Origin of the sequence: Paraburkholderia guartelaensis, assembly GCF_004353905.1 — a bacterium.
Lineage (GTDB): Bacteria > Pseudomonadota > Gammaproteobacteria > Burkholderiales > Burkholderiaceae > Paraburkholderia > Paraburkholderia guartelaensis.
Map to the genome: position 1 here is coordinate 129,247 of NZ_SMOD01000009.1, position 22,087 is coordinate 151,333.

Here is a 22,087-nt window from a genome sequence, read left to right on the forward strand (position 1 = left end):
GCCGGCATACGAAGGAAACATGGCTAGCACCACACTTGGCGTCAAAGTCGACGATCTCCTCCGCTCCCGCCTCAAGGACGCCGCCACGCGGCTCGAGCGCACGCCGCACTGGCTCATCAAGCAAGCCATCTTCGCCTACCTCGAGAAAATCGAGCACGGCCAGCTGCCTCCCGAACTCAACGGTCATGTCGGTGCGACCGATCTCGCCGAAGGTGCTACCGCTGACGACGACGAAGCCGCATCGCACCCGTTCCTCGAATTCGCGCAAAACGTGCAACCGCAGTCGGTGCTGCGCGCGGCCATCACGGCCGCGTACCGCCGTCCGGAGCCGGAGTGCGTGCCGTTCCTGATCGGCGAAGCGCGCCTGCCGGCCAACCTCACGGGCGATGTGACGAAGCTCGCCACGAAGCTCGTCGAAACGCTGCGCGCGAAGGGCACCGGCGGCGGTGTGGAAGGCCTGATCCACGAGTTTTCGCTGTCCAGCCAGGAAGGCGTGGCGCTGATGTGCCTCGCCGAAGCGCTGCTGCGCATTCCCGACCGCGCCACGCGCGACGCGCTCATCCGCGACAAGATCAGCAAGGGCGACTGGAAGTCGCACGTGGGCCACGCGCCGTCGCTGTTCGTGAATGCCGCCACGTGGGGCCTCATGATCACCGGCAAGCTCGTTACGACGAACAGCGAAACCGGTCTGTCGTCGGCGCTCACGCGCATGATCGGCAAGGGCGGCGAGCCGCTGATCCGCAAGGGCGTGGACATGGCCATGCGCCTGATGGGCGAGCAGTTCGTCACGGGCGAGAACATCTCCGAGGCGCTCGCCAACAGCCGCAAGTTCGAAGCGCGCGGTTTCCGCTACTCGTACGACATGCTCGGCGAAGCCGCGACGACGGAAGCCGATGCCCAGCGCTACTACGCATCGTACGAGCAGGCGATCCACGCGATCGGCAAGGCCGCGGGTGGCCGCGGCATCTACGAAGGCCCGGGCATCTCGATCAAGCTCTCCGCGCTGCATCCGCGCTACTCGCGCGCGCAGCAGGAACGCACGATGGGCGAACTGCTGCCGCGCGTGCGTGCACTCGCCGTGCTCGCTCGCCGCTACGACATCGGCCTCAACATCGATGCCGAAGAAGCCGACCGCCTCGAACTCTCGCTCGACCTGCTCGAAGCGCTGTGCTTCGACCCGGAACTCGCGGGCTGGAACGGCATCGGCTTCGTGGTGCAGGCGTACCAGAAGCGCTGCCCGTTCGTGATCGACTACATCGTCGATCTCGCGCGCCGCAGCCGTCACCGCATCATGGTGCGCCTCGTGAAGGGCGCGTACTGGGATACGGAAATCAAGCGCGCCCAGGTGGACGGCCTCGAAGGCTACCCGGTGTACACGCGCAAGATCTACACGGACGTCTCGTACCTCGCCTGCGCGAAGAAGCTGCTCGGCGCGCCGGATGCCGTGTATCCGCAGTTCGCCACGCACAACGCGTACACGCTCTCGGCGATCTATCACCTCGCGGGCCAGAACTACTATCCCGGCCAGTACGAATTCCAGTGCCTGCACGGCATGGGCGAGCCGCTGTACGAAGAAGTCACGGGCCCGCTCTCGCAGGGCAAGCTCAACCGTCCGTGCCGCGTCTACGCGCCGGTCGGCACGCATGAAACGCTGCTCGCGTATCTCGTGCGACGTCTGCTCGAAAACGGCGCGAACACGTCGTTCGTGAACCGCATCGCCGATGCCTCGGTGCCGGTCGCCGAACTGGTCACGAACCCCATCGACGACGCCAACAAGGTCGTGCCGCTCGGCGCGCCGCACGCGAAGATTCCGCTGCCGCGCGAACTGTACGGCAACGAGCGCTTCAATTCGATGGGCCTCGATCTCTCGAACGAGCATCGTCTTGCGTCGCTTTCGTCGGCGCTGCTGGCAAGCGCGCATCATCCGTGGCGCGCCGCGCCGATGCTCGCCGACAGCGATATCGCCGATGGCGCAGCACGCGACGTGCGCAACCCCGCCGATCATCGCGATCTCGTCGGGACCGTGGTCGAAGCGACGAGCGAGCACGTGAGCGCCGCGCTTTCGCACGCCGTGGCCGCCGCGCCGATCTGGCAGGCCACGCCCGTCGAAGCGCGCGCGGATTGCCTCGCACGCGCCGCCGATCTGCTCGAAGCGCAAATGCATACGCTGATGGGCCTGATCGTGCGCGAAGCAGGCAAGTCGCTGCCGAACGCCGTGGCCGAAATCCGCGAAGCCATCGACTTCCTGCGCTACTATTCCACGCAGATCCGCGAAGAGTTCTCGAACGACACGCATCGCCCGCTCGGCCCGGTGGTGTGTATCAGCCCGTGGAACTTCCCGCTCGCGATCTTCATGGGTCAGGTGGCCGCCGCGCTCGCAGCCGGCAACACGGTGCTCGCGAAGCCCGCTGAACAGACGCCGCTGATCGCCGCGCAAGCCGTGCGCATCCTTCGCGAAGCCGGCGTGCCGGCGGGCGCGGTGCAACTGCTGCCCGGCAACGGCGAAACCGTGGGCGCGGCGCTCGTCGCCGATCACCGCACGCGCGCCGTGATGTTCACGGGCTCGACCGAAGTCGCGCGCCTCATCAACAAGACGCTGTCCGAGCGCCTCGACTCCGAAGGCCGCCCGATTCCGCTGATCGCCGAAACCGGCGGCCAGAACGCGATGATCGTCGATTCGTCGGCGCTCGCGGAGCAGGTCGTCGCCGACGTGCTGCAAAGCGCGTTCGACTCGGCCGGCCAGCGTTGTTCCGCGCTGCGCGTGCTGTGCCTGCAGGACGACGTGGCCGATCGCACGCTCGAAATGCTCACGGGCGCGATGAAGGAACTCTCGGTGGGCAACCCCGACCGCCTCTCGACCGACGTCGGTCCCGTGATCGACATCGACGCGAAGCGCGGCATCGATACGCACGTCGCCGGCATGCGCGAAAAAGGCCGCAAGGTCCAGCAGATGCCGACGCCCGACACCTGCGCGCAAGGCACGTTCGTGCCGCCTACGCTCATCGAGCTCGACAGCCTCGACGAACTCAAGCGCGAAGTGTTCGGCCCGGTGCTGCACGTGATTCGCTATCGCCGCAGCCAGCTCGACAAGCTGCTCGAGCAGATCCGCGCAACGGGCTACGGCCTCACGCTCGGCATTCACACGCGTATCGACGAAACGATCGCGCACGTGGTCGGCCGCGCACACGTGGGCAACATCTACGTGAACCGTAACGTGATCGGCGCGGTGGTGGGCGTGCAGCCGTTCGGCGGTGAAGGTCTGTCGGGCACGGGTCCGAAAGCGGGTGGCGCGCTGTATCTCTCGCGTCTGCTCGCGAAGCGTCCGGCTGGTTTGCCGAAGTCGCTCTCCGATGTGCTCGTCGTCGATGCGCCGCAGGGTGCTGAAGGCAACGGCGCGCCGCAATCGGCGCAGGCTGCGCTCACGACGCTGCGCGACTGGCTCATCGCCGAGCGCGAGCCCGCGCTAGCGGCACGCTGCGACGGCTACCTCGAATACGTGCTCGCGGGCGCCACGGCAGTTCTGCCGGGCCCGACGGGCGAGCGCAACACCTACACGCTTTCGGCGCGCGGCACGGTGCTGTGCGTGCCCTCGACGGCAACGGGTGCACGCGCACAACTCGCCGTTGCGCTCGCAACGGGCAACCGCGCGCTGTTCCAGGGCGCGGCGGGCGAAGCGCTGGTGAGCGCCTTGCCGGCGGCACTGAAGGCGCACGTAGCGATCAAGAAGACGGCAGACGCCGACTTCGATGCGGTCCTCTTCGAAGGCGACAGCGACGAGCTGCTCGCACTCGTGAAGGAAGTGGCCAAACGTCCTGGCCCGATCGTCTCGGTGCAAGGCGTGGCGGCGCATGCGCTCGCCAACGGCGATGAAGATTACGCTCTCGAACGACTGCTCGCGGAACGTTCGGTCAGCGTGAATACGGCAGCAGCAGGCGGTAATGCAAATTTGATGACGATCGGTTAAGCACAAGCCATACTGTCGGTCGTCTCAAGACAAGGAAGCGGCAAGGCCCATTGAAATCCGAAGCCGCTCGTTTGATACCTGGTACCAAGGAGAAGCAATGCAACACACGATGAAGCAGCTGGCAGGCGCAACGCTTGTTGCCGCCCTGTCGCTGGCGGGGACTGCGCACGCACAACAAGCCGAAGACGTGAAGATCGGTTTCGCCGGTCCGATGACGGGCGCGCAGGCGCACTATGGCAAGGACTTCCAGAACGGCATCACGCTCGCAGTCGAAGACATGAACGCGACGAAGCCCGTGATCGGCGGCAAGCCGGTTCACTTCGTGCTCGACTCGGCCGACGATCAGGCCGACCCGCGCACGGGCACGACGGTCGCACAGAAGCTCGTCGACGACGGCATCAAGGGCATGCTCGGTCACTTCAACTCGGGCACGACGATCCCGGCTTCGCGCATCTACGCGAACGCAGGCATCCCGCAGATCGCCATGGCGACGGCGCCTGAGTACACGCAGCAAGGCTTCAAGACGACGTTCCGCATGATGACCTCCGATACCCAACAGGGTTCGGTCGCCGGCACGTTCGCAGTGAAGAACCTCGGCATGAAGAAGATCGTCGTGATCGACGACCGCACGGCTTACGGCCAGGGTCTCGCCGACGAATTCTCGAAGGCTGCGAAGGCTGCGGGCGGCAACATCATCGACCGCGAGTACACCAACGACAAGGCCGTCGACTTCAAGTCGGTCCTGACGAAGGCGAAGGCGATGAACCCCGACCTGGTCTACTTCGGCGGCGCGGATTCGCAAGCGGCACCGATGGTCAAGCAGATGAAGTCGCTGGGCATCAAGGCCCCGCTGATGGGCGGCGAAATGGTTCACACGCCGACCTTCCTGCAGATCGCGGGTGACGCAGCGAACGGCACGGTGGCATCGCTCGCCGGCCTGCCGCTCGACCAGATGCCGGGTGGCAAGGACTACGTCACGAAGTACAAGAAGCGCTTCGGCGAAGACGTGCAGACGTACTCGCCGTACGCCTACGACGGCGCAATGGCGATGTTCGACGCGATGAAGAAGGCCAACTCGACGGATCCGGCGAAGTACCTGCCGTTCCTCGCGAAGACCAGCATGCCGGCAGTCACGACGGCGGACCTCGCGTACGACACGCGCGGCGACCTGAAGAACGGCGGCATCACGCTGTACAAGGTTGTCGACGGCAAGTGGACGACGCTGCAAAGCGTGGGCGGCAAGTAAGCGCCTGAGCTTCGGCTGAAGTAAAAAGCCCCGCAGAATCGAAAGATCTGCGGGGCTTTTGTTTGCGCGCTCACTGCTGCTCGTCCAGCGCGACAGGTGAGCTTGTTCAGGATTCCTTTTCAGTCATTCTCCGCGCATTTTCCTACCCGCTTCGCGAATCTGTTCGAGCGTTGCCGCAGGCGTGCTCGCTTCCTTCGTCACACGGATTTCGATCAGCGCGGGCTTGCCTGCCGTGAGCGCGCGCTCCAGCGCGGGGGCGAATTGCGCCGTGGTCGTGACGACTTCGCCGTGCGCGCCGAACGACTGCGCGAACGCCGCGAAGTCGGGGTTCGTGAGTTGCGTGCCGTGCACGCGGTTCGGATAGTGGCGCTCCTGGTGCATGCGGATCGTGCCGTAGTGCGCGTTGTTCACGACGATGAACACGACATTCAGGCCGTACTGCATCGCCGTGGCGAGTTCCGACGAAGCCATCATGAAGCAGCCGTCGCCCGCGAGCGCGACCACGGTGCGCGAGGGGTATTGCGACTTCGCTGCGATTGCGGCGGGTACGCCGTAGCCCATCGCGCCGCTCGTGGGCGCAAGTTGCGAACGGAAATGGCGATACGCGAAATGGCGATGGAGCCACGTTGCGTAATTGCCTGCGCCGTTCGTGACGATCGCGTCGTCGGGCAGGCGTGCGCGCAGTTGCTGCATGACTTCGCCGAGTTGCACGTCGCCGGGCATCGGCAGCGGCTTGCGCCATGCGTGCCACGCCTCGTGCGCTTCTGCGGCGCTGCCGGCCCACGCGGGTTGAGCGGGAGCCGGAAGCTCTGCGAGCAGCGCCGCGAATTCCTCGAGCCCCGAAACGATCGGCAGATCGGCTGCGTAGACGCGGCCGAGTTCCTCCGCGCCCTGATGCACGTGAATGAGCGTTTGCTTCGTCTTGGGAATGTCGAAGAGCGTGTAGCCGCCCGTCGTCGATTCGCCCAAACGCGGACCGAGCGCGAGCAGCACGTCGGCTTCGCGGATGCGCTTCGCGAGCGCCGGATTTACGCCGAGGCCCACGTCGCCCGCGTAGTTGGGGTGATCGTTGTTGAGCGTGTCCTGAAAGCGGAACGCGAGGCCGACCGGCAATTGCCAGTTCTCGACGAAGCGCTGGAAGTCCGCACAAGCCTGCGGGTTCCAGCCATGGCCGCCTGCGATCACGAACGGCTTCCTCGCCCCCGCGAGCAGCTCGCGCACGCGCTCCATCTGCGCAGCGGAAGGCGACGCCTGCACGCGCTGCGCGGGCGGTGCGATGGGCTGCGCTTCGGATGCGGGAATCTCGCCGCTCAGCATGTCTTCGGGCAGCGCGAGCACGACCGGACCCGGCCGTCCCGACATCGCGACATGGAACGCGTGGCTCAGGTATTCGGGCACGCGGCGCGCGTCGTCGATCTGCGCGACCCACTTCGCCATCTGGCCGAACATGCGTCGATAGTCGATTTCCTGGAACGCCTCGCGGTCCATCTGCTCGCGCGCAACCTGGCCGATCAGGAGGATCATCGGCGTGGAGTCCTGGAACGCCGTGTGCACGCCGATCGAGGCGTGCGTGGCGCCCGGCCCGCGCGTGACGAGCGCGATGCCGGGCCTGCCCGTGAGCTTGCCGATCGCTTCCGCCATGTTCGCCGCCGCCGCCTCGTGACGGCACACCACGGTTTCGATCTGCGCGGTTTCGTCGGACAACGAATCGAGCACCGCGAGATAGCTCTCGCCCGGCACGCAGAACACGCGCTCGACGCCATTGGCGACGAGCGCATCGACGACGAGGCGAGCCCCGGTGGTGGTGGCTTCGGTGGTGGCGGATGCGTTCGGCTGCTGCATGACGGTCAAGTCTCCTTCAATCGTTACGTGATTACGTTCAGATGCTTCAGGCAAGGCGACAGCGCTTCAGCGAATCAGCACTCGACGATGTTCACCGCGAGGCCGCCGCGCGAGGTCTCCTTGTACTTCGTCTTCATGTCGGCGCCGGTCTCGCGCATCGTCTTGATCACCGAGTCGAGCGAGACATAGTGCGCACCGTCGCCGCGCAGCGCCATGCGCGCGGCGTTCACGGCTTTCACCGAAGCCATGGCGTTGCGTTCGATGCAGGGAATTTGCACCATGCCGCCCACGGGGTCGCAGGTGAGGCCGAGGTTGTGCTCCATGCCGATTTCGGCGGCGTTTTCGACCTGCAGCGGCGTGCCGCCCAGCACGGCTGCGAGCGCGCCCGCGGCCATCGAGCAGGCCACGCCCACTTCGCCCTGGCACCCCACTTCGGCACCCGAAATCGACGCGTTGAGCTTGTAGAGAATGCCGATGGCGGCCGCGGTGAGCAGGAAGTCGATCACGCCCTGTTCGTTCGCGCCCGGCGTGAAGCGCACGTAGTAGTGCAGCACGGCGGGGATGATGCCCGCTGCGCCGTTGGTCGGCGCGGTCACCACGCGCCCGCCCGCGGCGTTTTCTTCGTTCACGGCGATCGCGTACAGGTTGATCCAGTCGATCATCGAGAGCGGGTCTTGCAGCGCGCGCTCGGGGTTGCTGGTCAGCGCCCGGTAGAGTTGCGGCGCGCGGCGCTTCACGGCGAAGGGGCCGGGCAGCGTGCCGTCGGCGTCGGGATTGTTGATGCCGCAACCGCGCGATACGCACGACTGCATCACGCTCCAGATGTGCAGGAGACCTGAGCGGATCCGCTCGTCGCTGTGCCAGACGCGCTCGTTTTCGAGCATCAACTGCGCGATGCTCTTGCCCGTCGAGGCGCACAGCGCGAGCATCTCCGCGCCGGTGGTGAACGGATTCGGCAATTGCTGCGCGGCAGCGAGCACCTTCGTGTTCGGCGCGCCGGCCGTGACGACGAAGCCGCCGCCTACCGACAGATACGTGCTTTCGCGCAGCGTATCGCCATTCGCGTCGAGTGCGCGCAGCTTCATGCCGTTCGGGTGTTCGGGCAGCGCCTGGCGATAGAACGCCACGTGCTCTTTCGGAACGAACGCAATGGGATGGCGGCCGAGCAGCGCGAGTTGGCGCGAGGTGCGCACGGCTTCGAGACGCTCGCTGATGGTGTCGGGGTTGACGGTGTCGGGCGCGTCGCCCATGAGGCCCAGCATGACGCCGCGGTCGGTGCCGTGGCCCTTGCCGGTGGCGCCGAGCGAGCCGTACAGCTCGACCTTCACGGCGGCGGTGCTCGCAAGCAGACCGTCGCGCTCGAGTCCTTCGGCGAACATCAGCGCTGCGCGCATCGGCCCGACCGTGTGCGAGCTGGAGGGCCCGATGCCGACTTTGAAGAGATCGAAAACGCTCACTGCCATGGGTACTGCTCCTGCTTGTCTGACGTTGGTTTGTAGGGATGCGGCGCGTTCCGCGGCATCGTTATTTCCGTGCCGCCGCCGCAACCCGCGCGCGTTTTACCGCGCCGGCAACGGCAGACAGACGGCGAGCCACGCGGGCGGCGTGGGCGCGAGTTTCAGCGCGACTGGCGCGAAGCGGCCGTCGAGTCGCGCCGCAAGGTGAAACAGTTCGGCGGCGTTTTTCGGGTCCCACTGGCCGGTGTAGCCCGGCAGACCCGCTTCGCGCCGCTTCGCGTCGAACGGTACGTTCGAATGCACGAATTCCTCGTGCGTTTTCTGGCCGAGCGCATACGGCGTGAGCCAGTCGAGCGCGCCCGCGAGCGTCGCGCCGTTGGCCGCGCGTTCGGTCAGCCAGTTGCGGTTGTGGCGGCGCGCGGCGAGCGCGGCGGTCACGAGCGGCTGCAAATCGTAGGTCACGTAGTGCAGTGCGTCGCGCTCGGAGAAGTCGAGTGTCGAGCCGTCGGGCGCGACGTTGTCGCCGAGATGCTCCACGAAGAGCCGCTGCGCCGTCGCGATCATCTTCCGGTTGTCGAGCGTGAACGCGATCATCGCTATCAGTTTGACCCGATGGCTCTGCCAGTTGTTCGCGAAATTTCCCTTGAGCGGGCGCGGCTGCGCGTCGATCTGCGCGATATAGCCGGTCGCGAAGCTGTTCAGGAACTGCATGGTCGCGTTGCGCGTTTTCACGGGCAGCGCGCTCGCGGTCATGTCGTAGGCGAGGATCAGCCCTTCGAAACGCGTTTCGTCGATGGGATTGAAGCTCGGCTTGTACGTGGTGACCCAGGCGAGCAGAAAGCGGTCCACGAGCTTCAGGAAGCGCTCGTCGCTCGTCGCGCGCCACGCGAGCGCGGCGTTGCGCATGAGGTCGAGTTCCTTCGCGGCTTCGACGCTCTGGTCGTAGATGCCCTCGTGCGGCAGCGTGCCCTCGGTGTGCAGGCGCGGCAGCGGACGCGGCGTGTCGTTCACGTGCGTCAGCACCTCGGCCACGAGCGCCTTCACGCCCGGGTCGGAGTTGGTGCGCTCGCTCGATTGCAGCGCGGGGGCCGCGCAGAAGTTCATGGCCGCTTGGGCCGTGCCGGCGAAGGTGCCGGTGAAGGTCGCGCAGGCAAGCGCCAACGCAGCGGCAAGGCGCTGCGGGCGGCGTTGCAGCGCACCCCGCGCGTGCCGGGTCTGCCGGACCGAATTCCGCGTTGCGGCATGCGGCAAGTCCCGCACCGAGTCCCGCAATGGAACCATTCGCACCTTCCGCGCCATGCGCGACTCCCTGATTCAAGGCTGACAGGTGTGTGATGTTAGCGGTTTGCGGCGGCAAATGTGAGAGGGATGACCGCCGCCGCGTGAGCCGAAGGTCACGCAGCGGCTTCACAGCGGCTTATTCGCCGGCGGTTTCGTCTGCATGTTCGCCCGCATATTCGCTAAGCGGCACGCACGAGCAGAACAGATTGCGGTCGCCGTAAGCGTTGTCGGCGCGGCCAACCGGCGGCCAGTACTTGCGCGCGACGAGCGATGCGACCGGGTAGGCGGCCTGCTCGCGCGAGTAGGCGTGCTTCCAGTCGTCGGCGACCACCACGGCGGCCGTGTGCGGCGCGTGGCGCAGCGGGTTGTCTTCCTTGTCTGCGCGGCCATCCTCCACAGCGCGGATTTCCTCGCGGATGGCAACCATCGCGTCGATGAAGCGATCGAGCTCCTCCTTCGACTCCGACTCGGTCGGCTCGACCATCAGCGTGCCCGGCACCGGGAAGCTCATCGTCGGCGCGTGGAAGCCGTAGTCCATCAGGCGCTTGGCCACATCGTCCACGGTGATGCCGCTTGCATCCTTGATGGGGCGCAGGTCGAGAATGCACTCGTGCGCGACGAGCCCGCCCGGGCCGCTGTAGAGCACGGGGAAGTGCGGCGCGAGCTTGTTCGCCACGTAGTTCGCGTTGAGGATCGCGTTTTCGGTCGCTGCGGTCAGGTTGGCCGCGCCCATCATGGCGATGTACATCCACGAGATCGGCAGGATCGAAGCCGAGCCGTAAGGCGCCGCGCTCACCGCGCCGATGCCGTGATCGTCGCGCTTGTAGCCCGACGAAAGCTGGTTCGGCAGGAACTGCGCAAGGTGCGCGCCCACCGCGACCGGACCGACGCCCGGGCCGCCACCGCCGTGCGGAATGCAGAAGGTCTTGTGCAGGTTCAGGTGCGAGACGTCGCCGCCGAACTGGCCCGGCGCCGCCAGACCCACCATGGCGTTCATGTTCGCGCCGTCCACGTACACCTGGCCGCCCGCTGCGTGCACGATCTCGCAGACTTCGCGCACGTTCTCTTCGAACACTCCGTGCGTGGACGGATACGTGATCATGATTGCCGCGAGCTTCGCCGCATGCTGTTCGGCCTTGGCCTTGAGGTCGCCGAGATCGATGTTGCCTTGCGCGTCGCAAGCCACGACCACGACCTGCATGCCGGCCATCTGCGCCGAAGCGGGGTTCGTGCCGTGCGCCGAAGCGGGGATCAGGCAGACGTTGCGATCGGCTTCGCCGCGCGAGGCGTGGTACGCCTGGATGATGAGCAGGCCCGCGTACTCGCCCTGCGAGCCGGCATTCGGCTGCAGCGAAACAGCGGCGTAGCCGGTTGCGGCCACGAGCATCTGTTCGAGCTGATCAACCATCTCGCGATAGCCAACCGTCTGCTCGGCAGGCGCGAACGGGTGGATGCGGCCGAATTCGGGCCACGTGACCGGCAGCATTTCCGAGGTCGCGTTTAGCTTCATCGTGCACGAGCCGAGCGGGATCATCGAGCGGTCGAGCGCGAGGTCCTTATCGGAGAGGCTGCGCAGGTAGCGCAGCATTTCCGTTTCGGAATGGTGACGGTTGAACACCGGATGCGTGAGGTACGCGCTTTCGCGCGCCAGCGCGGCCGGGAACGTCAACGCGGCGGCTTGCGTGAGTTCGGCGTCGAGCTTGTCGACCGACGGCGATTCACCGGCGAACGCGGCTTGCGCGAACACGGCGAGCAGATCGGCCAGATCGGCGCGCGAGGTGGTTTCGTCGACGGACACGCCCACACGGGTCTCGCTCACGTGGCGCAGGTTCATGCCGCGCGCGAGGGCCGCGTCGTGCAGCGCCTGGGTACGGGGGCCGGCTTCAAACGTGAGCGTGTCGAAGAACGCTTCGTTCACGAGCGTGTAGCCAAGCTGCTTCGCGCCCGCGGCGAGGATCGCGGCGACGCGGTTCACGCGCTGCGCAATGCGCTTCAAGCCTTGCGGGCCGTGGTAGACGGCGTACATGCTCGCCATGATCGCGAGCAGCGCCTGCGCCGTGCAGACGTTCGAGGTCGCCTTCTCGCGGCGGATGTGCTGTTCACGCGTTTGCAGCGCGAGGCGCAGCGCCGGGTTGCCTTGCGCGTCGATGGTCACGCCGACGAGACGGCCCGGCATCTGGCGCTTGAATTCGTCCTTCACCGCGAGGTAGGCGGCGTGCGGGCCGCCGAAGCCCATCGGCACGCCGAAGCGCTGCGAGTTGCCCACGGCCACGTCCGCGCCCCATTCGCCCGGCGGCGTGAGCATGGTCAGCGCGAGCAGGTCGGCGGCGGCGATCACCGCGCCGCCGGCTGCGTGCACGGCTTGCGCGAGCGCGCGGTAGTCGCGCACGTCGCCGTTCACGCCCGGATATTGCAGCAGCACGCCAAAGGCGCCTGCATTGGCCGCTTCAGCGGCCGGGCCGACCTTCACCTCGATGCCGATCGGCTTCGCGCGCGTCTTCACGACTTCGATGGTCTGCGCCAGCACGTCGTCGGCGACGAAGAAGACGTTCGACTTCGACTTGCCCACGCGCTGCACGAGCGTCATGGCTTCGGCGGCGGCGGTGGCTTCGTCGAGCAGCGACGCGTTCGAAATTGCGAGGCCGGTCAAGTCGGTGATCATCTGCTGGAAGTTCAGCAGGGCTTCGAGGCGGCCCTGTGAAATTTCCGGCTGGTACGGCGTGTACGCGGTGTACCACGCCGGGTTTTCGAGCACGTTGCGCAGGATGACGGCCGGCGTGTGCGTGTCGTAGTAGCCCTGCCCGATATACGAGCGGAACACCTGGTTCTTGTCCGCGAGCGCGCGCAGGGCGGCGAGCGCCTCGGCTTCCGAGCGCGGCTGCGAGAACGGCCCGAGCGGCAGCGTCTCGTTGCGGCGGATCTTCGCCGGAATCACCGCATCGATCAGCGCGGCGCGCGAGGCGAAGCCGAGCGCGTCGAGCATCGCCTGCTGGTCGGCCGTGTCGGGGCCGATGTGGCGGGCGGCGAAAGCGTCGTGCGCTTCAAGTGCAGCAAGCGAGAGCGGGGAGTTCATCAGACGATCCGGGTGTTCGAGCTTCATAGGGATTCCTGCGGGCGCGGGCGGCGTTCTGAGCGCGCCGCCGCGCCATGGCGGTTAAGGCAAGGTTGCGATTTAAGCGCCGATCGCCTTTTCGTAGGCGGCGGCGTCGATCAGCGAGTCGAGCTTGGCGTCGGCGGCGGGCTTGATCTTGAAGAGCCACGACTCGTACGGCGCGCCGTTCACCTGGTCGGGCGTGTCGACGAGCGACGTGTTCGCTTCGATGATTTCGCCTGCGACCGGCGCGTAGATGTCCGAGGCGGCCTTGACCGACTCGATCACGGCAACGGCGTCGCCGGCGGTGACGGCGCGGCCCGCTTCAGGCAGTTCGAGGAAGACGATGTCGCCGAGCGCTTCCTGCGCGTGGTCGGTGATGCCGATGGTCAGCGTGCCGTCGGCTTCGGTGCGGATCCACTCGTGCGATTCGGTGTATTTCAGATCGGCCGGGATGCTCATGGTTGCTCCAGTGCGTGGTTCGGTTTTTGTTGCTCGAAAAGGGGGGGCGTGCGCGCGGGCAGGATCCTCGTGGATCAGGCGGCGAGCACCTTGCCGTTGCGCACGAAGGGCAGTTTTACCACGCTTGCGGGAAGGGCTTTGTCACGGATCTGCACCTGCACGACATCGCCCGGCTGCACGCCCTTTGGCACGCGCGCGAAGGCGATGGATTCCTGCATGCTCGGCGAGAACGTGCCGCTCGTGATCTCGCCCTCGCCGTGCGGCGTGAGCACTTTCTGGTGCGCGCGCAGCACGCCGCCGGCCTTGCCGTTTTCCTTCTGCAGGATCAGGCCGACGAAGGCCGAACGCGAACCGTTCGCCTCCAGCGCCGGGCGGCCGACGAAGTCGCGCGGCTCCTTCATGTCGACGGTCCAGGCGAGGCCGGCGTCGAGCGGCGAGACGCCGTCGTCCATGTCCTGACCGTAGAGGTTCATGCCCGCTTCGAGGCGCAGCGTGTCGCGCGCGCCGAGGCCGCACGGCTTCACGCCCTGGCGCTGCAGGGCGTCCCAAAGTTCGCAAACGGCGGCGGCGGGCACCACGATTTCGAAGCCGTCTTCGCCGGTGTAGCCCGTGCGCGCGATCATCAGCTCGCCGAACGGCGTGGCTTCAACCTTCGCGGCGTTGAAGGGCTTGAGAACTTCGGTGGCGCTGCGCGACGAGGGCGCGACCTGCCAGACCTTTTCGCGCGCGTTCGGGCCTTGCACGGCGACGATCGCGAGATCGCGGCGCGGCGTGATGGTGAGGCCGAAGCCGCCTTCGGCGTTGAGCTTCTCGAACCAGGCGATGTCTTTTTCGGCCGTGCCGGCGTTGACGACGGTGCGGAACTGGTCGTCGGCGAAGAAGTAGACGATCAGGTCGTCGATCACGCCGCCTTCGGGATTCAGCATGCACGAGTAGAGTGCCTTGCCCGGCGTGGTCAGCTTGGCGACGTTGTTGGCGAGCGCGCGGGAGAAGAACTCGCGCGCCTTCGGGCCCGAAAAGTCGACGACGCACATGTGCGAGACGTCGAACATGCCGGCATCGGTGCGCACGGCGCGATGCTCGTCGATCTGCGAGCCGTAGTTGACGGGCATGTCCCAGCCGCCGAAGTCGACCATGCGGGCGTTCAGCGCGCGGTGCGTGTCGTTCAGCGGGGTGCGTTTGAGTTCGGTCATGGGGCCTCAGGCGGTCGCGAATAGTCGCGCGAAAACGAAAAAGGCCATGCAGGAAGCGCCGCAGGCACGATGCCCGTGGTCGGTTCTTGCATGGCCCCTCTGTCCTCGGTACCTGAGAGATTGCGCCGTGCTGCGGTTGGCGCGCGCCCCTTCGGTGGGCAGCCTGAACGCGTGGGGGTTACGATCCGCCGCCGCCCGTTCTACTGCCGCTCTCCAGAGTTGCGGACTGTGTGCCGCTTCGCGTCATCTCGCGCAAAAAGCGCAAATGCAGCGAATCAGCGGTCCGGCGCGCACGGTCCTTTTGCCTGAGAGTTTGTGGGTTGCCCCTTCGGCGGCGCCGGTTGCACTAGCGAAAGCGAGCTAAGGCAAACGGCGCGCTCTCCCGGCGCGCGCAGCGATTGTGCGCGACGCCTCGGGGCTATGTCAATGCGGAAAAATTCTCTGCGCGGTCCGAGCGAAGGGGCGTGAGGCTTGCTGGTATTGGCTTGCGCGGATCGGCAGCGCGCCATGCATGGCGCCGGGGAAAAACGGGGGCGGTTCGGGTCGGCCAGATGGTGCGGCACGAACCGCGAGCGGGCGGTCCGTGCCGGGATTTGTTGCGCTTAACGCTTACTCGCCGATGGCGCGAGCGGCCGTGTCGAGTTCCTGGTTCAGCACACGCTGCTCGTCGGGCGAGATGCCGCCGCCGTGCTGCGCGGCCATGTCGTGCGCTTCGCCGCGGATCGTGTCGAGGCGGTGGTGGAGCGCGCCGCCCTGGGGCGGCGGGTAGTAGCCCTGGCTCACGCGCATGTCGATGCGGTGGCCCAGGTTATCGATGCGGTTGTCGACCTGATGCAGGCGATCGACGGCGACTTCGTGCGGATTCGGACCGGGCGGGGGCGGCGGAGCGGGGCGCGGCGCCGGCTGGCTGACCACGCACGCCGCGAGGGTCGAGACGAGCGCGCCGGCGGCGATAAGGCGTAGAGCGTGGGTGTAGCGGGTCATTCAGACTCTCCTTTGTCTTGTCGTTGCTGCTTTTTTGGTCCTGCATGTCCACAAACGTCTGGCTATTGCCGCGTGATGACCCCATGGCGGCAACCAGATGTAACCATTTGTATGGACCTTTCAGCGGCGTCGGCGAAATGCAAGGTCGACGCCGCAGCGAAAAGCGCGAGCCGGCGCGATCAGGACTGGCGCACGAACGCCAGCGTGCGGCCGTCCTTCGCGCTTTGCATGGCGAGTTCGATCAGCGTCATGACGTCGATGGCGTCCTGCGGGCTCACCGGGAACGGCTTGCCTTCGCGGATCGCCGCGGCCAGCGCGCGGTACAGATCGGCGTAGTTGCCCGCGCCGTTCGGAACTTCGAGATCGGCTTCCTGGCCGTCGTCGCGCAGCACGTGCAGGCGGCCGGTCTCGTTGCCCGCGCCGAAACCGGGCTGACCGGGGCGCAGGCCGTCCTTGAGCTGATCTTCCTGGGTGTCGAGCCCATTCTTCAGATAGCTGCCGCGCGTGCCGTGAATCGCGAAGCGCGGCGCGTACGCGGCGAGCGCGCTGGCGTGCAGCACGGCGTCGTGGTGCGGATAGCGCAGCACGAGGTGCGCGTAATCCGGCGCGCTCGCGTTTTCGCGGCGCGTGTGCACGAACGCGGTGATCGACTCGGGTACGCCGAAGAGCGCGAGCGTCTGGTCGATCAGATGCGGGCCGAGATCGTAGAGCAGGCCGCCGCCGCGCGTGGCGTCTTCGCGCCAGCGCTGTTTCACTTGCGGGCGGAAGCGGTCGAAATGCGATTCGTAATGCGTGATGCGCCCGAGTTCGCCGCGCTCGATCAGCTCGCGCACGGTGAGGAAATCGCCATCCCAGCGGCGGTTGTGGAACGGCGCGAACACGAGGCCGCGCTGCTTCGCGATGGCCGCGAGCGTGCGCGCTTCCTCGGCCGTGAGCGTGACCGGCTTGTCGACCAGTACGTGCTTGCCGCGCTCGAGCGTGCGCCGCGCCAGGTCGTAGTGCGTGTCGTTGGGCGTGGCGATCACGACGCATTCGATGGCGTCGATCGAGAGCAGCGCGTCGAGGTCGGGCACGATCGCGGCGTCGGGATAGTCGGCCTGGGCGCGTTCGGCCTGGCTCGTGGCGATGGCGGCGAGCTGCGCGGCGCCGCTATGCGCGATCACGGGGGCGTGGAAAGTCTGGCCGGCGAAGCCGTAGCCCATCAGGCCGATTTGCAGCGGTTGCGGTGCAGTCATTTAGCGCTTCCTCTTTCCAGCAAGTGCGGGTGGCGGGAGCCCGTTATTGTGGCACGGCGCGCAGAGCGCGTGGCACGAGGCGAGGGACGGATGAGGAACATCCGGGGCGCCATCGGCGCATCGCTGCGCCGTGTTAACATCGCACCTCCCGCGTGAGAGGCTGCTGCGACGTTCGCACGCCTCGCGCCGTGCGGCGTCACGAGAGGCCAAACGCCCCGTCCGCACGCCTCCCAGCCGTACCACCCGTTTTTCCAATCCAGCAACGATGTCCGCAGGCCTCAATTCCGCCCAAAACGAAGCGGTGCGCTATCTCGACGGTCCCTGTCTCGTGCTCGCCGGCGCGGGCAGCGGCAAGACGCGTGTCATCACGCAGAAGATCGCGCACCTCATCGAAGCGAAAGGCTTCGAGCCGCGCCATATCGCCGCCGTCACCTTCACCAACAAGGCCGCCGCCGAAATGCGCGAGCGCGTGGGCAAGCTGCTCGAAGGCAAGACGCTCACCACACCCGGCAAGGAAGGCCGCAAGGTGCCGACCAACCAGCTGACGGTCTGCACGTTCCACTCGCTCGGCGTGCAGATCCTGCGCCAGGAGGCGGAACACCTGGGCCTGAAGCCCCAGTTTTCGATCATGGACGCCGACGACTGCTTCGCCATGATCCAGGAGCAGGTGGGCTCGACGGACAAGGGCTTCATCCGCAAGATCCAGTCGATCGTCTCGCTCTGGAAGAACGGTCTCGTGATGCCCGAGCAGGCGCTGTCCACGGCCTCGAACGAGGACGAGCACCAGGCGGCCATCGTCTACCGCAACTACATGGCGACGTTGCACGCCTATCAGGCGGTGGACTTCGACGACCTGATCCGCCTGCCTGCCGAGCTGTTCGCGAAGAACGAGCAGGTGCGCGACCGCTGGCAGAACAAGCTGCGCTACCTGCTCGTCGACGAGTACCAGGACACCAACGCCTGCCAGTACGAACTGCTGAAACTGCTGGCGGGTCCGCGCGCGGCGTTTACGGCCGTGGGCGACGACGATCAGGCCATCTACGGCTGGCGCGGCGCCACGCTCGAAAACCTGGCGCAGCTCGGCAAGGACTTTCCGAAGCTGCACGTCATCAAGCTCGAGCAGAACTACCGCTCGACGGTGCGCATTCTCACGGCGGCGAACAACGTCATCGCGAACAATCCGAAGCTCTTCGAGAAGAAGCTGTGGTCCGAGCACGGCATGGGCGACACCATCACCGTCACGCCCTGCAACGACGAAGAGCACGAAGCCGAGTCGGTCGTGTTCCGGCTTTCGGCGCACAAGTTCGAGCGCCGTGCGCAGTTTCGCGACTACGCGATTCTGTATCGCGGCAACTTCCAGGCGCGCATCTTCGAGCAGGTGCTGCGCCGCGAGCGCATTCCCTACGTGCTCTCGGGCGGCCAGTCGTTCTTCGACAAGGCCGAGATCAAGGACATCTGCGCTTACCTGCGCCTGATCGCCAATCACGACGACGATCCCGCGTTTATCCGCGCGATCACCACGCCGCGCCGTGGCGTGGGCAATACGACGCTCGAAGCGCTCGGGTCGTTCGCAGGGCAGGCGAAGGTGTCGCTGTTCGAGGCCGTGTACATGGGCGGTATCGAGGCGCGGCTTTCGGCGCGCCAGGTCGAGCCGATGCGCGTGTTCTGCGACTTCATGCAGCGTCTCGCCGAGCGCGCGCAGAAGGACCCGGCGACGGTCGTGCTCGACGACCTCATGGACGCGATTCACTACGAGGCGTATCTCTACGACGCCTTCGACGAGCGCCAGGCGCAGTCGAAGTGGCAGAACGTGCTCGAATTCCTCGAATGGCTCAAGCGCAAGGGCACGAAGCCCGAGCAGGAGATCGGCGAGGACAGCGAAGCCACCGGTTATGACAATGCCGACGGCCTCGCCGACACCGGCAAGAACCTCATGGGCCTGATCCAGACCGTCGCGCTGATGTCGATGCTCGAAGGCAAGGAAGAAGACCCGGACGCCGTGCGGCTTTCAACCGTGCATGCTTCGAAGGGACTGGAGTACCCGCACGTGTTCCTGGTGGGCGTGGAAGAGGGGATCATGCCGCACCGCGGCGGCTCGGAAGACGACGTGATCGACGAAGGGCGCATCGAGGAAGAGCGCCGCCTCATGTACGTGGCGATCACGCGCGCGCAGCGCAGCCTGCATCTGAACTGGTGCAAGAAGCGTAAGCGGGCGCGCGAGACCGTGGTGTGCGAGGCGTCGCGCTTCATACCGGAAATGGGCCTGGACGATGCGCCGCCGCCGACCGCCGAAGAAGCGCCGATGACGCCGAAGGACCGGTTGGCGAGTCTCAAGGCGTTGTTGCAGAAGGGCTGATGACCCTTGCGTATAGCGGGTGATTGTTTTTTGGGGATGAGGGCGGCAGTAGAGTGAACGCCCCTGTCCCGCTCGCTGCCGCCGATGGAAGATCCATTACTCCAGCATTACCGTCACGCGCTTGAAACGTATATCGACGCGAAGGACAACACGAAGCCCGCACGGATTCACGAAGCATTCGCCCCGGGTGCCGAGCTGACGTTCTCGCTGGCCACACCGAATATCGCATTTCCGGCGCGTAGCGTCGGCGCCGAAGCGATCGCGAAGACGCTGGTCAGCGATTTCGGTGAGCGCTATTCGCGCTGCCGCACCTACTACCTTTGCGAGGCCACTGCGCTCGTTGCGCGCGAGCGCACGATCGAAGCGCTGCCCTGGCTCGTCGTGATGCGCGAGGACGCGGCGGGTGCGCTGCGCATTGGTCACGGCACGTATCGCTGGACTTTCGATGCGAACGACATCGCGCCGCGCGTTGCGGCATTCCACATTCACATTGCCCGGATGGACGTGATCGACGACCCGGCCGGTGCGCGGCTCGAGCGCCTGCAAGAGGGCTTGAGCTATCCGTGGCTCGCTCCCGCCGAACTGGCTGCGCGTTATGGCGCGCTTGCCGGGGACGCTTCGGGTGCGTTCGCCTTTGCCCGCGAATTTGCGCGTCCCGTGCGCTGACGCGCGACTGCCTTTTCAGCGACGGATATAAAAATCCCCGCGCCGTATCGCTACGGGCGGGGATCGTTTTGCGCTTTGGCGCGCGGGGCGCTTACTTCGCCGCGCTGACCATGTAGTCGACGGCGGCCTTGACGTCGGCGTCCGATGCCGTCGAGCCACCCTTGGGAGGCATCTGGCCCTTGCCGTGCAGCGCGTAGTTGTAGACGGTGTCCATCGGGTCCTTGAGGCGCGGCGCCCAGTCGGCCTTGTTGCCGAATTTCGGCGCGCCCAGCACGCCCGCGGCGTGACACGCCTGGCAAACCTGCTGATAGAGCGCCTTGCCCGCCTGCGAGGCGTCGGCGCTTTGCGAGTCGCCACCGGCCGCGGGAGCGGACGAAGCCTGCGGGATGGCCGCGATCGCCGCTGCGGCGGCTTGCGCCTGGGCGGCGTTCGCATCGGCGCCCGACGCACCCGAGGCCGGTGCAGCGGCCGCCGCGCCCGAAGCCGCAGTGGCTGCATTGGCCGCGCCTGGCGCGGGCTTGGGCGGATCCTGGAAGTTCGCGCCGGCGTGGTTCGCCATATAGGCGACGGCGAGGCCGATTTCGTAATCGCTGTAGTCGTCCGGGCTCGTGCCGCCGCGCGGGGGCATCGCGCCCTTGCCGGAGAGCGCCGTCTTCCAGAGCGTGTCGAAGCCCTGGGCGATACGCGGCGCCCAGTCGCCCGAGTTGCCGAACTTCGGCGCACCGGCGGCGCCCGAGGCGTGACACGCCGAGCAGACAGCCTGAAAGACCTGCTCGCCGGTCTTGTAGACGCGTGGCGCATTGGCGTCGCGCACGTTGACCTGCGCGACCGGCGCGATGCGCGCGGCGACCTGCTGGGTGGAGAGTTCGTCGGTGCCCGCGCCGGTGCGCGTCGTGTTGTCGACGTAATAGGCGAGCAGAATGATGATGACGATGGGGACGGCAAACCCGGCGATGACAGCGGCGATCAGCTGGCCGGGCGTTTTGATCGGGGCTCCGTGGGGTGCTTCGCTCATGCTTGTCTCGACTCCCGTTGGTTTTATGGTGAGCGGTACAGCAGGACGGCAATGGCCATGCGGCAGATCAAACACCGACGATTATAGACGGAAGGTTTTCCGGCTGGTGGGTGGGCGCGGACGTAGTTCAGCGGGCGTTTACCCGGAGCGGGCGGGCTGGCGGCCAGCGCGGTAGTGTCCGATGGCGATGCGGCCCCCAATAACCCGTGCGGTGGACGGTTTAACCGAAACCGGTTATTCTCTCGGTCTCTCTTCGGCGCTGCCTTTTCCGTATTCTTCGGTCAGTCGGCGGCGCCAGCAAATCAACGCGCCCGTAGCTCAATGGATAGAGTACTGCCCTCCGAAGGCAGGGGTTGCTGGTTCGATCCCAGCCGGGCGCGCCAAAGTCTGCTAAAGCTCTCCGCGATTTTCTACGCCGCGCATGCCGTGCGGGTATTTGCCTCGCCCAGGCGAGACGTGCTCGATCCGGCCGGCTGCGAATTCAGAAATGCCGTTGACGCGGCTTTTCCTGCATGAACGCCGTGGGTGCGGGAGATGGCGCTTGGCGACCGCAAGCAGTCGCATTGAGCGCCATAACAAGGGATGTCGAAATTAGATAGCCGCCGGGTTCTCAACCATGGCGCAAGTGATCGGTGCTTGCCGGTGGCCTTGCGGGCGACGTTCGAACGCAACGATGCTGTCGTAGCAGGCGATGTAATCCGTACTCTTCGTGAAGCTCGAAATCGGGATATTGCCTCTCGAATGAACTGCATTCAGTTCGTCGATCTTGTTTTTGGCGAATTCGATAAAACTCCCTGGCCGCCCTACGCCGCCCTGATATTCAGGCCAGTAGCAGGTGTGAGTGTCCTCCACCATATAAATTCCGTTCTTGTGAAGCCTGTCGTACATCAACTCGAAGGAAGCGATCATGTGATTCATGACATGGCTTCCGTCGTCGAGAACGATGTCCACTTCCGGATATTTGCGGAAGATCTGATCGATTAGCGCAGGGTCATCCTGGCTGCCGATGAAAATCTCGATACCCTCGGCTTCATGGGCCTTGCACTGAGGATTGATATCGACCCCTATGATTCTGGATCCGGCTCCGAAGAACTCCTTCCACATTGCCAATGATCCACCGCCAAATACGCCGATTTCGATCATCACGGGCGCTTTATTTCTGAAGCGCGCGAAGTGGCGCTCATAAATGTCAAAGTAATGAATCCACTTATGCAGTCGCTTGTCCGGATTATTGAGAAAATACTTGTGCAGAAAGCCGTCAGTCATTTCCATGCCTTGATCGATGCATCGAATGG

At 65.9% G+C, this 22,087-nt stretch carries 14 protein-coding genes, 1 tRNA gene and 2 riboswitches; of the genes, 5 read left to right on the forward strand and 10 right to left on the reverse strand.

Annotation, left to right across the window (positions count from 1 at the left end; all coding sequences use genetic code 11):
• The first annotated feature begins 19 nt into the window (after window positions 1-19).
• Together putA and E1N52_RS13945 are read left to right on the forward strand one after the other, a co-directional pair.
• The gene (gene putA, locus E1N52_RS13940; RefSeq protein WP_133183359.1) at window positions 20-3,964 is read left to right on the forward strand and encodes a trifunctional transcriptional regulator/proline dehydrogenase/L-glutamate gamma-semialdehyde dehydrogenase; all 3,945 of its coding nucleotides are present in this window, start codon (window positions 20-22) and stop codon (window positions 3,962-3,964) included.
• A gap of 97 nt (window positions 3,965-4,061) precedes the next feature.
• Entirely contained in the window at window positions 4,062-5,210 is a 1,149-nt protein-coding gene (locus E1N52_RS13945; protein WP_133183360.1) for a branched-chain amino acid ABC transporter substrate-binding protein, read from the forward strand.
• Window positions 5,211-5,333: 123 nt separating this feature from the next.
• On the opposite strand, the gene E1N52_RS13950 is transcribed toward E1N52_RS13945, so the two are convergent.
• The 8 genes from E1N52_RS13950 to E1N52_RS13985 form a co-directional block, all read right to left on the reverse strand.
• Entirely contained in the window at window positions 5,334-7,052 is a 1,719-nt protein-coding gene (locus E1N52_RS13950; protein WP_133183361.1) for a thiamine pyrophosphate-binding protein, read from the reverse strand.
• 74 nt (window positions 7,053-7,126) lie between these two features.
• A complete protein-coding gene (locus E1N52_RS13955) occupies window positions 7,127-8,515 on the reverse strand; it encodes an L-serine ammonia-lyase (protein WP_133183362.1) in 1,389 nt (462 codons plus the stop codon).
• A 96-nt stretch (window positions 8,516-8,611) separates the two neighbouring features.
• The gene (locus tag E1N52_RS13960) at window positions 8,612-9,790 is read right to left on the reverse strand and encodes an alginate lyase family protein (RefSeq protein WP_246089056.1); all 1,179 of its coding nucleotides are present in this window, start codon (window positions 9,788-9,790) and stop codon (window positions 8,612-8,614) included.
• 136 nt (window positions 9,791-9,926) lie between these two features.
• The gene (gcvP, locus tag E1N52_RS13965) at window positions 9,927-12,890 is read right to left on the reverse strand and encodes an aminomethyl-transferring glycine dehydrogenase (protein WP_133183364.1); all 2,964 of its coding nucleotides are present in this window, start codon (window positions 12,888-12,890) and stop codon (window positions 9,927-9,929) included.
• Between the two features lie 72 nt (window positions 12,891-12,962).
• Entirely contained in the window at window positions 12,963-13,343 is a 381-nt protein-coding gene (gene gcvH, locus E1N52_RS13970; protein ID WP_028203325.1) for a glycine cleavage system protein GcvH, read from the reverse strand.
• Between the two features lie 74 nt (window positions 13,344-13,417).
• Entirely contained in the window at window positions 13,418-14,536 is a 1,119-nt protein-coding gene (gene gcvT, locus E1N52_RS13975; protein WP_133183365.1) for a glycine cleavage system aminomethyltransferase GcvT, read from the reverse strand.
• Between the two features lie 89 nt (window positions 14,537-14,625).
• A riboswitch (glycine riboswitch) is annotated at window positions 14,626-14,763 on the reverse strand.
• Between the two features lie 57 nt (window positions 14,764-14,820).
• A riboswitch (glycine riboswitch) is annotated at window positions 14,821-14,931 on the reverse strand.
• A 214-nt stretch (window positions 14,932-15,145) separates the two neighbouring features.
• Window positions 15,146-15,520 (reverse strand): hypothetical protein, encoded by a 375-nt coding sequence (locus E1N52_RS13980; protein ID WP_133183366.1) that lies wholly within the window; start codon window positions 15,518-15,520, stop codon window positions 15,146-15,148.
• A gap of 179 nt (window positions 15,521-15,699) precedes the next feature.
• Window positions 15,700-16,755, reverse strand: coding sequence for an oxidoreductase (locus E1N52_RS13985; RefSeq protein ID WP_133183367.1), 1,056 nt, complete (start codon window positions 16,753-16,755; stop codon window positions 15,700-15,702).
• A gap of 265 nt (window positions 16,756-17,020) precedes the next feature.
• Here E1N52_RS13985 and E1N52_RS13990 point away from each other — a divergent pair, with 265 nt between their 5' ends.
• Window positions 17,021-19,111 carry a UvrD-helicase domain-containing protein gene (locus tag E1N52_RS13990; RefSeq protein ID WP_069264414.1) on the forward strand — a complete coding sequence of 697 codons (2,091 nt, stop codon included), beginning with the start codon at window positions 17,021-17,023 and terminating at the stop codon, window positions 19,109-19,111.
• A gap of 84 nt (window positions 19,112-19,195) precedes the next feature.
• Window positions 19,196-19,777 (forward strand): hypothetical protein, encoded by a 582-nt coding sequence (locus tag E1N52_RS13995; RefSeq protein ID WP_133183368.1) that lies wholly within the window; start codon window positions 19,196-19,198, stop codon window positions 19,775-19,777.
• 91 nt (window positions 19,778-19,868) lie between these two features.
• Here the strand turns inward: E1N52_RS13995 and E1N52_RS14000 are convergent, their stop codons facing one another.
• On the reverse strand, window positions 19,869-20,792 hold the full coding sequence (locus tag E1N52_RS14000; protein WP_133183369.1) for a c-type cytochrome: 924 nt from the start codon (window positions 20,790-20,792) through the stop codon (window positions 19,869-19,871).
• Between the two features lie 307 nt (window positions 20,793-21,099).
• Between E1N52_RS14000 and E1N52_RS14005 the strand changes: the two genes are divergently transcribed.
• Window positions 21,100-21,175, forward strand: a tRNA-Arg gene (locus tag E1N52_RS14005).
• A 208-nt stretch (window positions 21,176-21,383) separates the two neighbouring features.
• On the opposite strand, the gene E1N52_RS14010 is transcribed toward E1N52_RS14005, so the two are convergent.
• Window positions 21,384-22,064: a CmcI family methyltransferase gene (locus tag E1N52_RS14010; RefSeq protein ID WP_205965610.1), complete on the reverse strand. Its 681-nt coding sequence runs from the start codon at window positions 22,062-22,064 to the stop codon at window positions 21,384-21,386.
• Window positions 22,065-22,087 lie beyond the last annotated feature (23 nt).

What these genes read in the sequence shown, in the direction of transcription:
- putA (WP_133183359.1), top strand. Translation starts at nt 20, where the DNA reads ATGGCTAGCACCACACTTGGCGTCAAAGTCGACGATCTCCTCCGCTCC.
- E1N52_RS13945 (WP_133183360.1), top strand. Translation starts at nt 4,062, where the DNA reads ATGCAACACACGATGAAGCAGCTGGCAGGCGCAACGCTTGTTGCCGCC.
- E1N52_RS13950 (WP_133183361.1), bottom strand. Translation starts at nt 7,052, where the DNA reads ATGCAGCAGCCGAACGCATCCGCCACCACCGAAGCCACCACCACCGGG.
- E1N52_RS13955 (WP_133183362.1), bottom strand. Translation starts at nt 8,515, where the DNA reads ATGGCAGTGAGCGTTTTCGATCTCTTCAAAGTCGGCATCGGGCCCTCC.
- E1N52_RS13960 (WP_246089056.1), bottom strand. Translation starts at nt 9,790, where the DNA reads ATGGTTCCATTGCGGGACTCGGTGCGGGACTTGCCGCATGCCGCAACG.
- gcvP (WP_133183364.1), bottom strand. Translation starts at nt 12,890, where the DNA reads ATGAAGCTCGAACACCCGGATCGTCTGATGAACTCCCCGCTCTCGCTT.
- gcvH (WP_028203325.1), bottom strand. Translation starts at nt 13,343, where the DNA reads ATGAGCATCCCGGCCGATCTGAAATACACCGAATCGCACGAGTGGATC.
- gcvT (WP_133183365.1), bottom strand. Translation starts at nt 14,536, where the DNA reads ATGACCGAACTCAAACGCACCCCGCTGAACGACACGCACCGCGCGCTG.
- E1N52_RS13980 (WP_133183366.1), bottom strand. Translation starts at nt 15,520, where the DNA reads ATGACCCGCTACACCCACGCTCTACGCCTTATCGCCGCCGGCGCGCTC.
- E1N52_RS13985 (WP_133183367.1), bottom strand. Translation starts at nt 16,755, where the DNA reads ATGACTGCACCGCAACCGCTGCAAATCGGCCTGATGGGCTACGGCTTC.
- E1N52_RS13990 (WP_069264414.1), top strand. Translation starts at nt 17,021, where the DNA reads ATGTCCGCAGGCCTCAATTCCGCCCAAAACGAAGCGGTGCGCTATCTC.
- E1N52_RS13995 (WP_133183368.1), top strand. Translation starts at nt 19,196, where the DNA reads ATGGAAGATCCATTACTCCAGCATTACCGTCACGCGCTTGAAACGTAT.
- E1N52_RS14000 (WP_133183369.1), bottom strand. Translation starts at nt 20,792, where the DNA reads ATGAGCGAAGCACCCCACGGAGCCCCGATCAAAACGCCCGGCCAGCTG.
- E1N52_RS14010 (WP_205965610.1), bottom strand. Translation starts at nt 22,064, where the DNA reads ATGGAAATGACTGACGGCTTTCTGCACAAGTATTTTCTCAATAATCCG.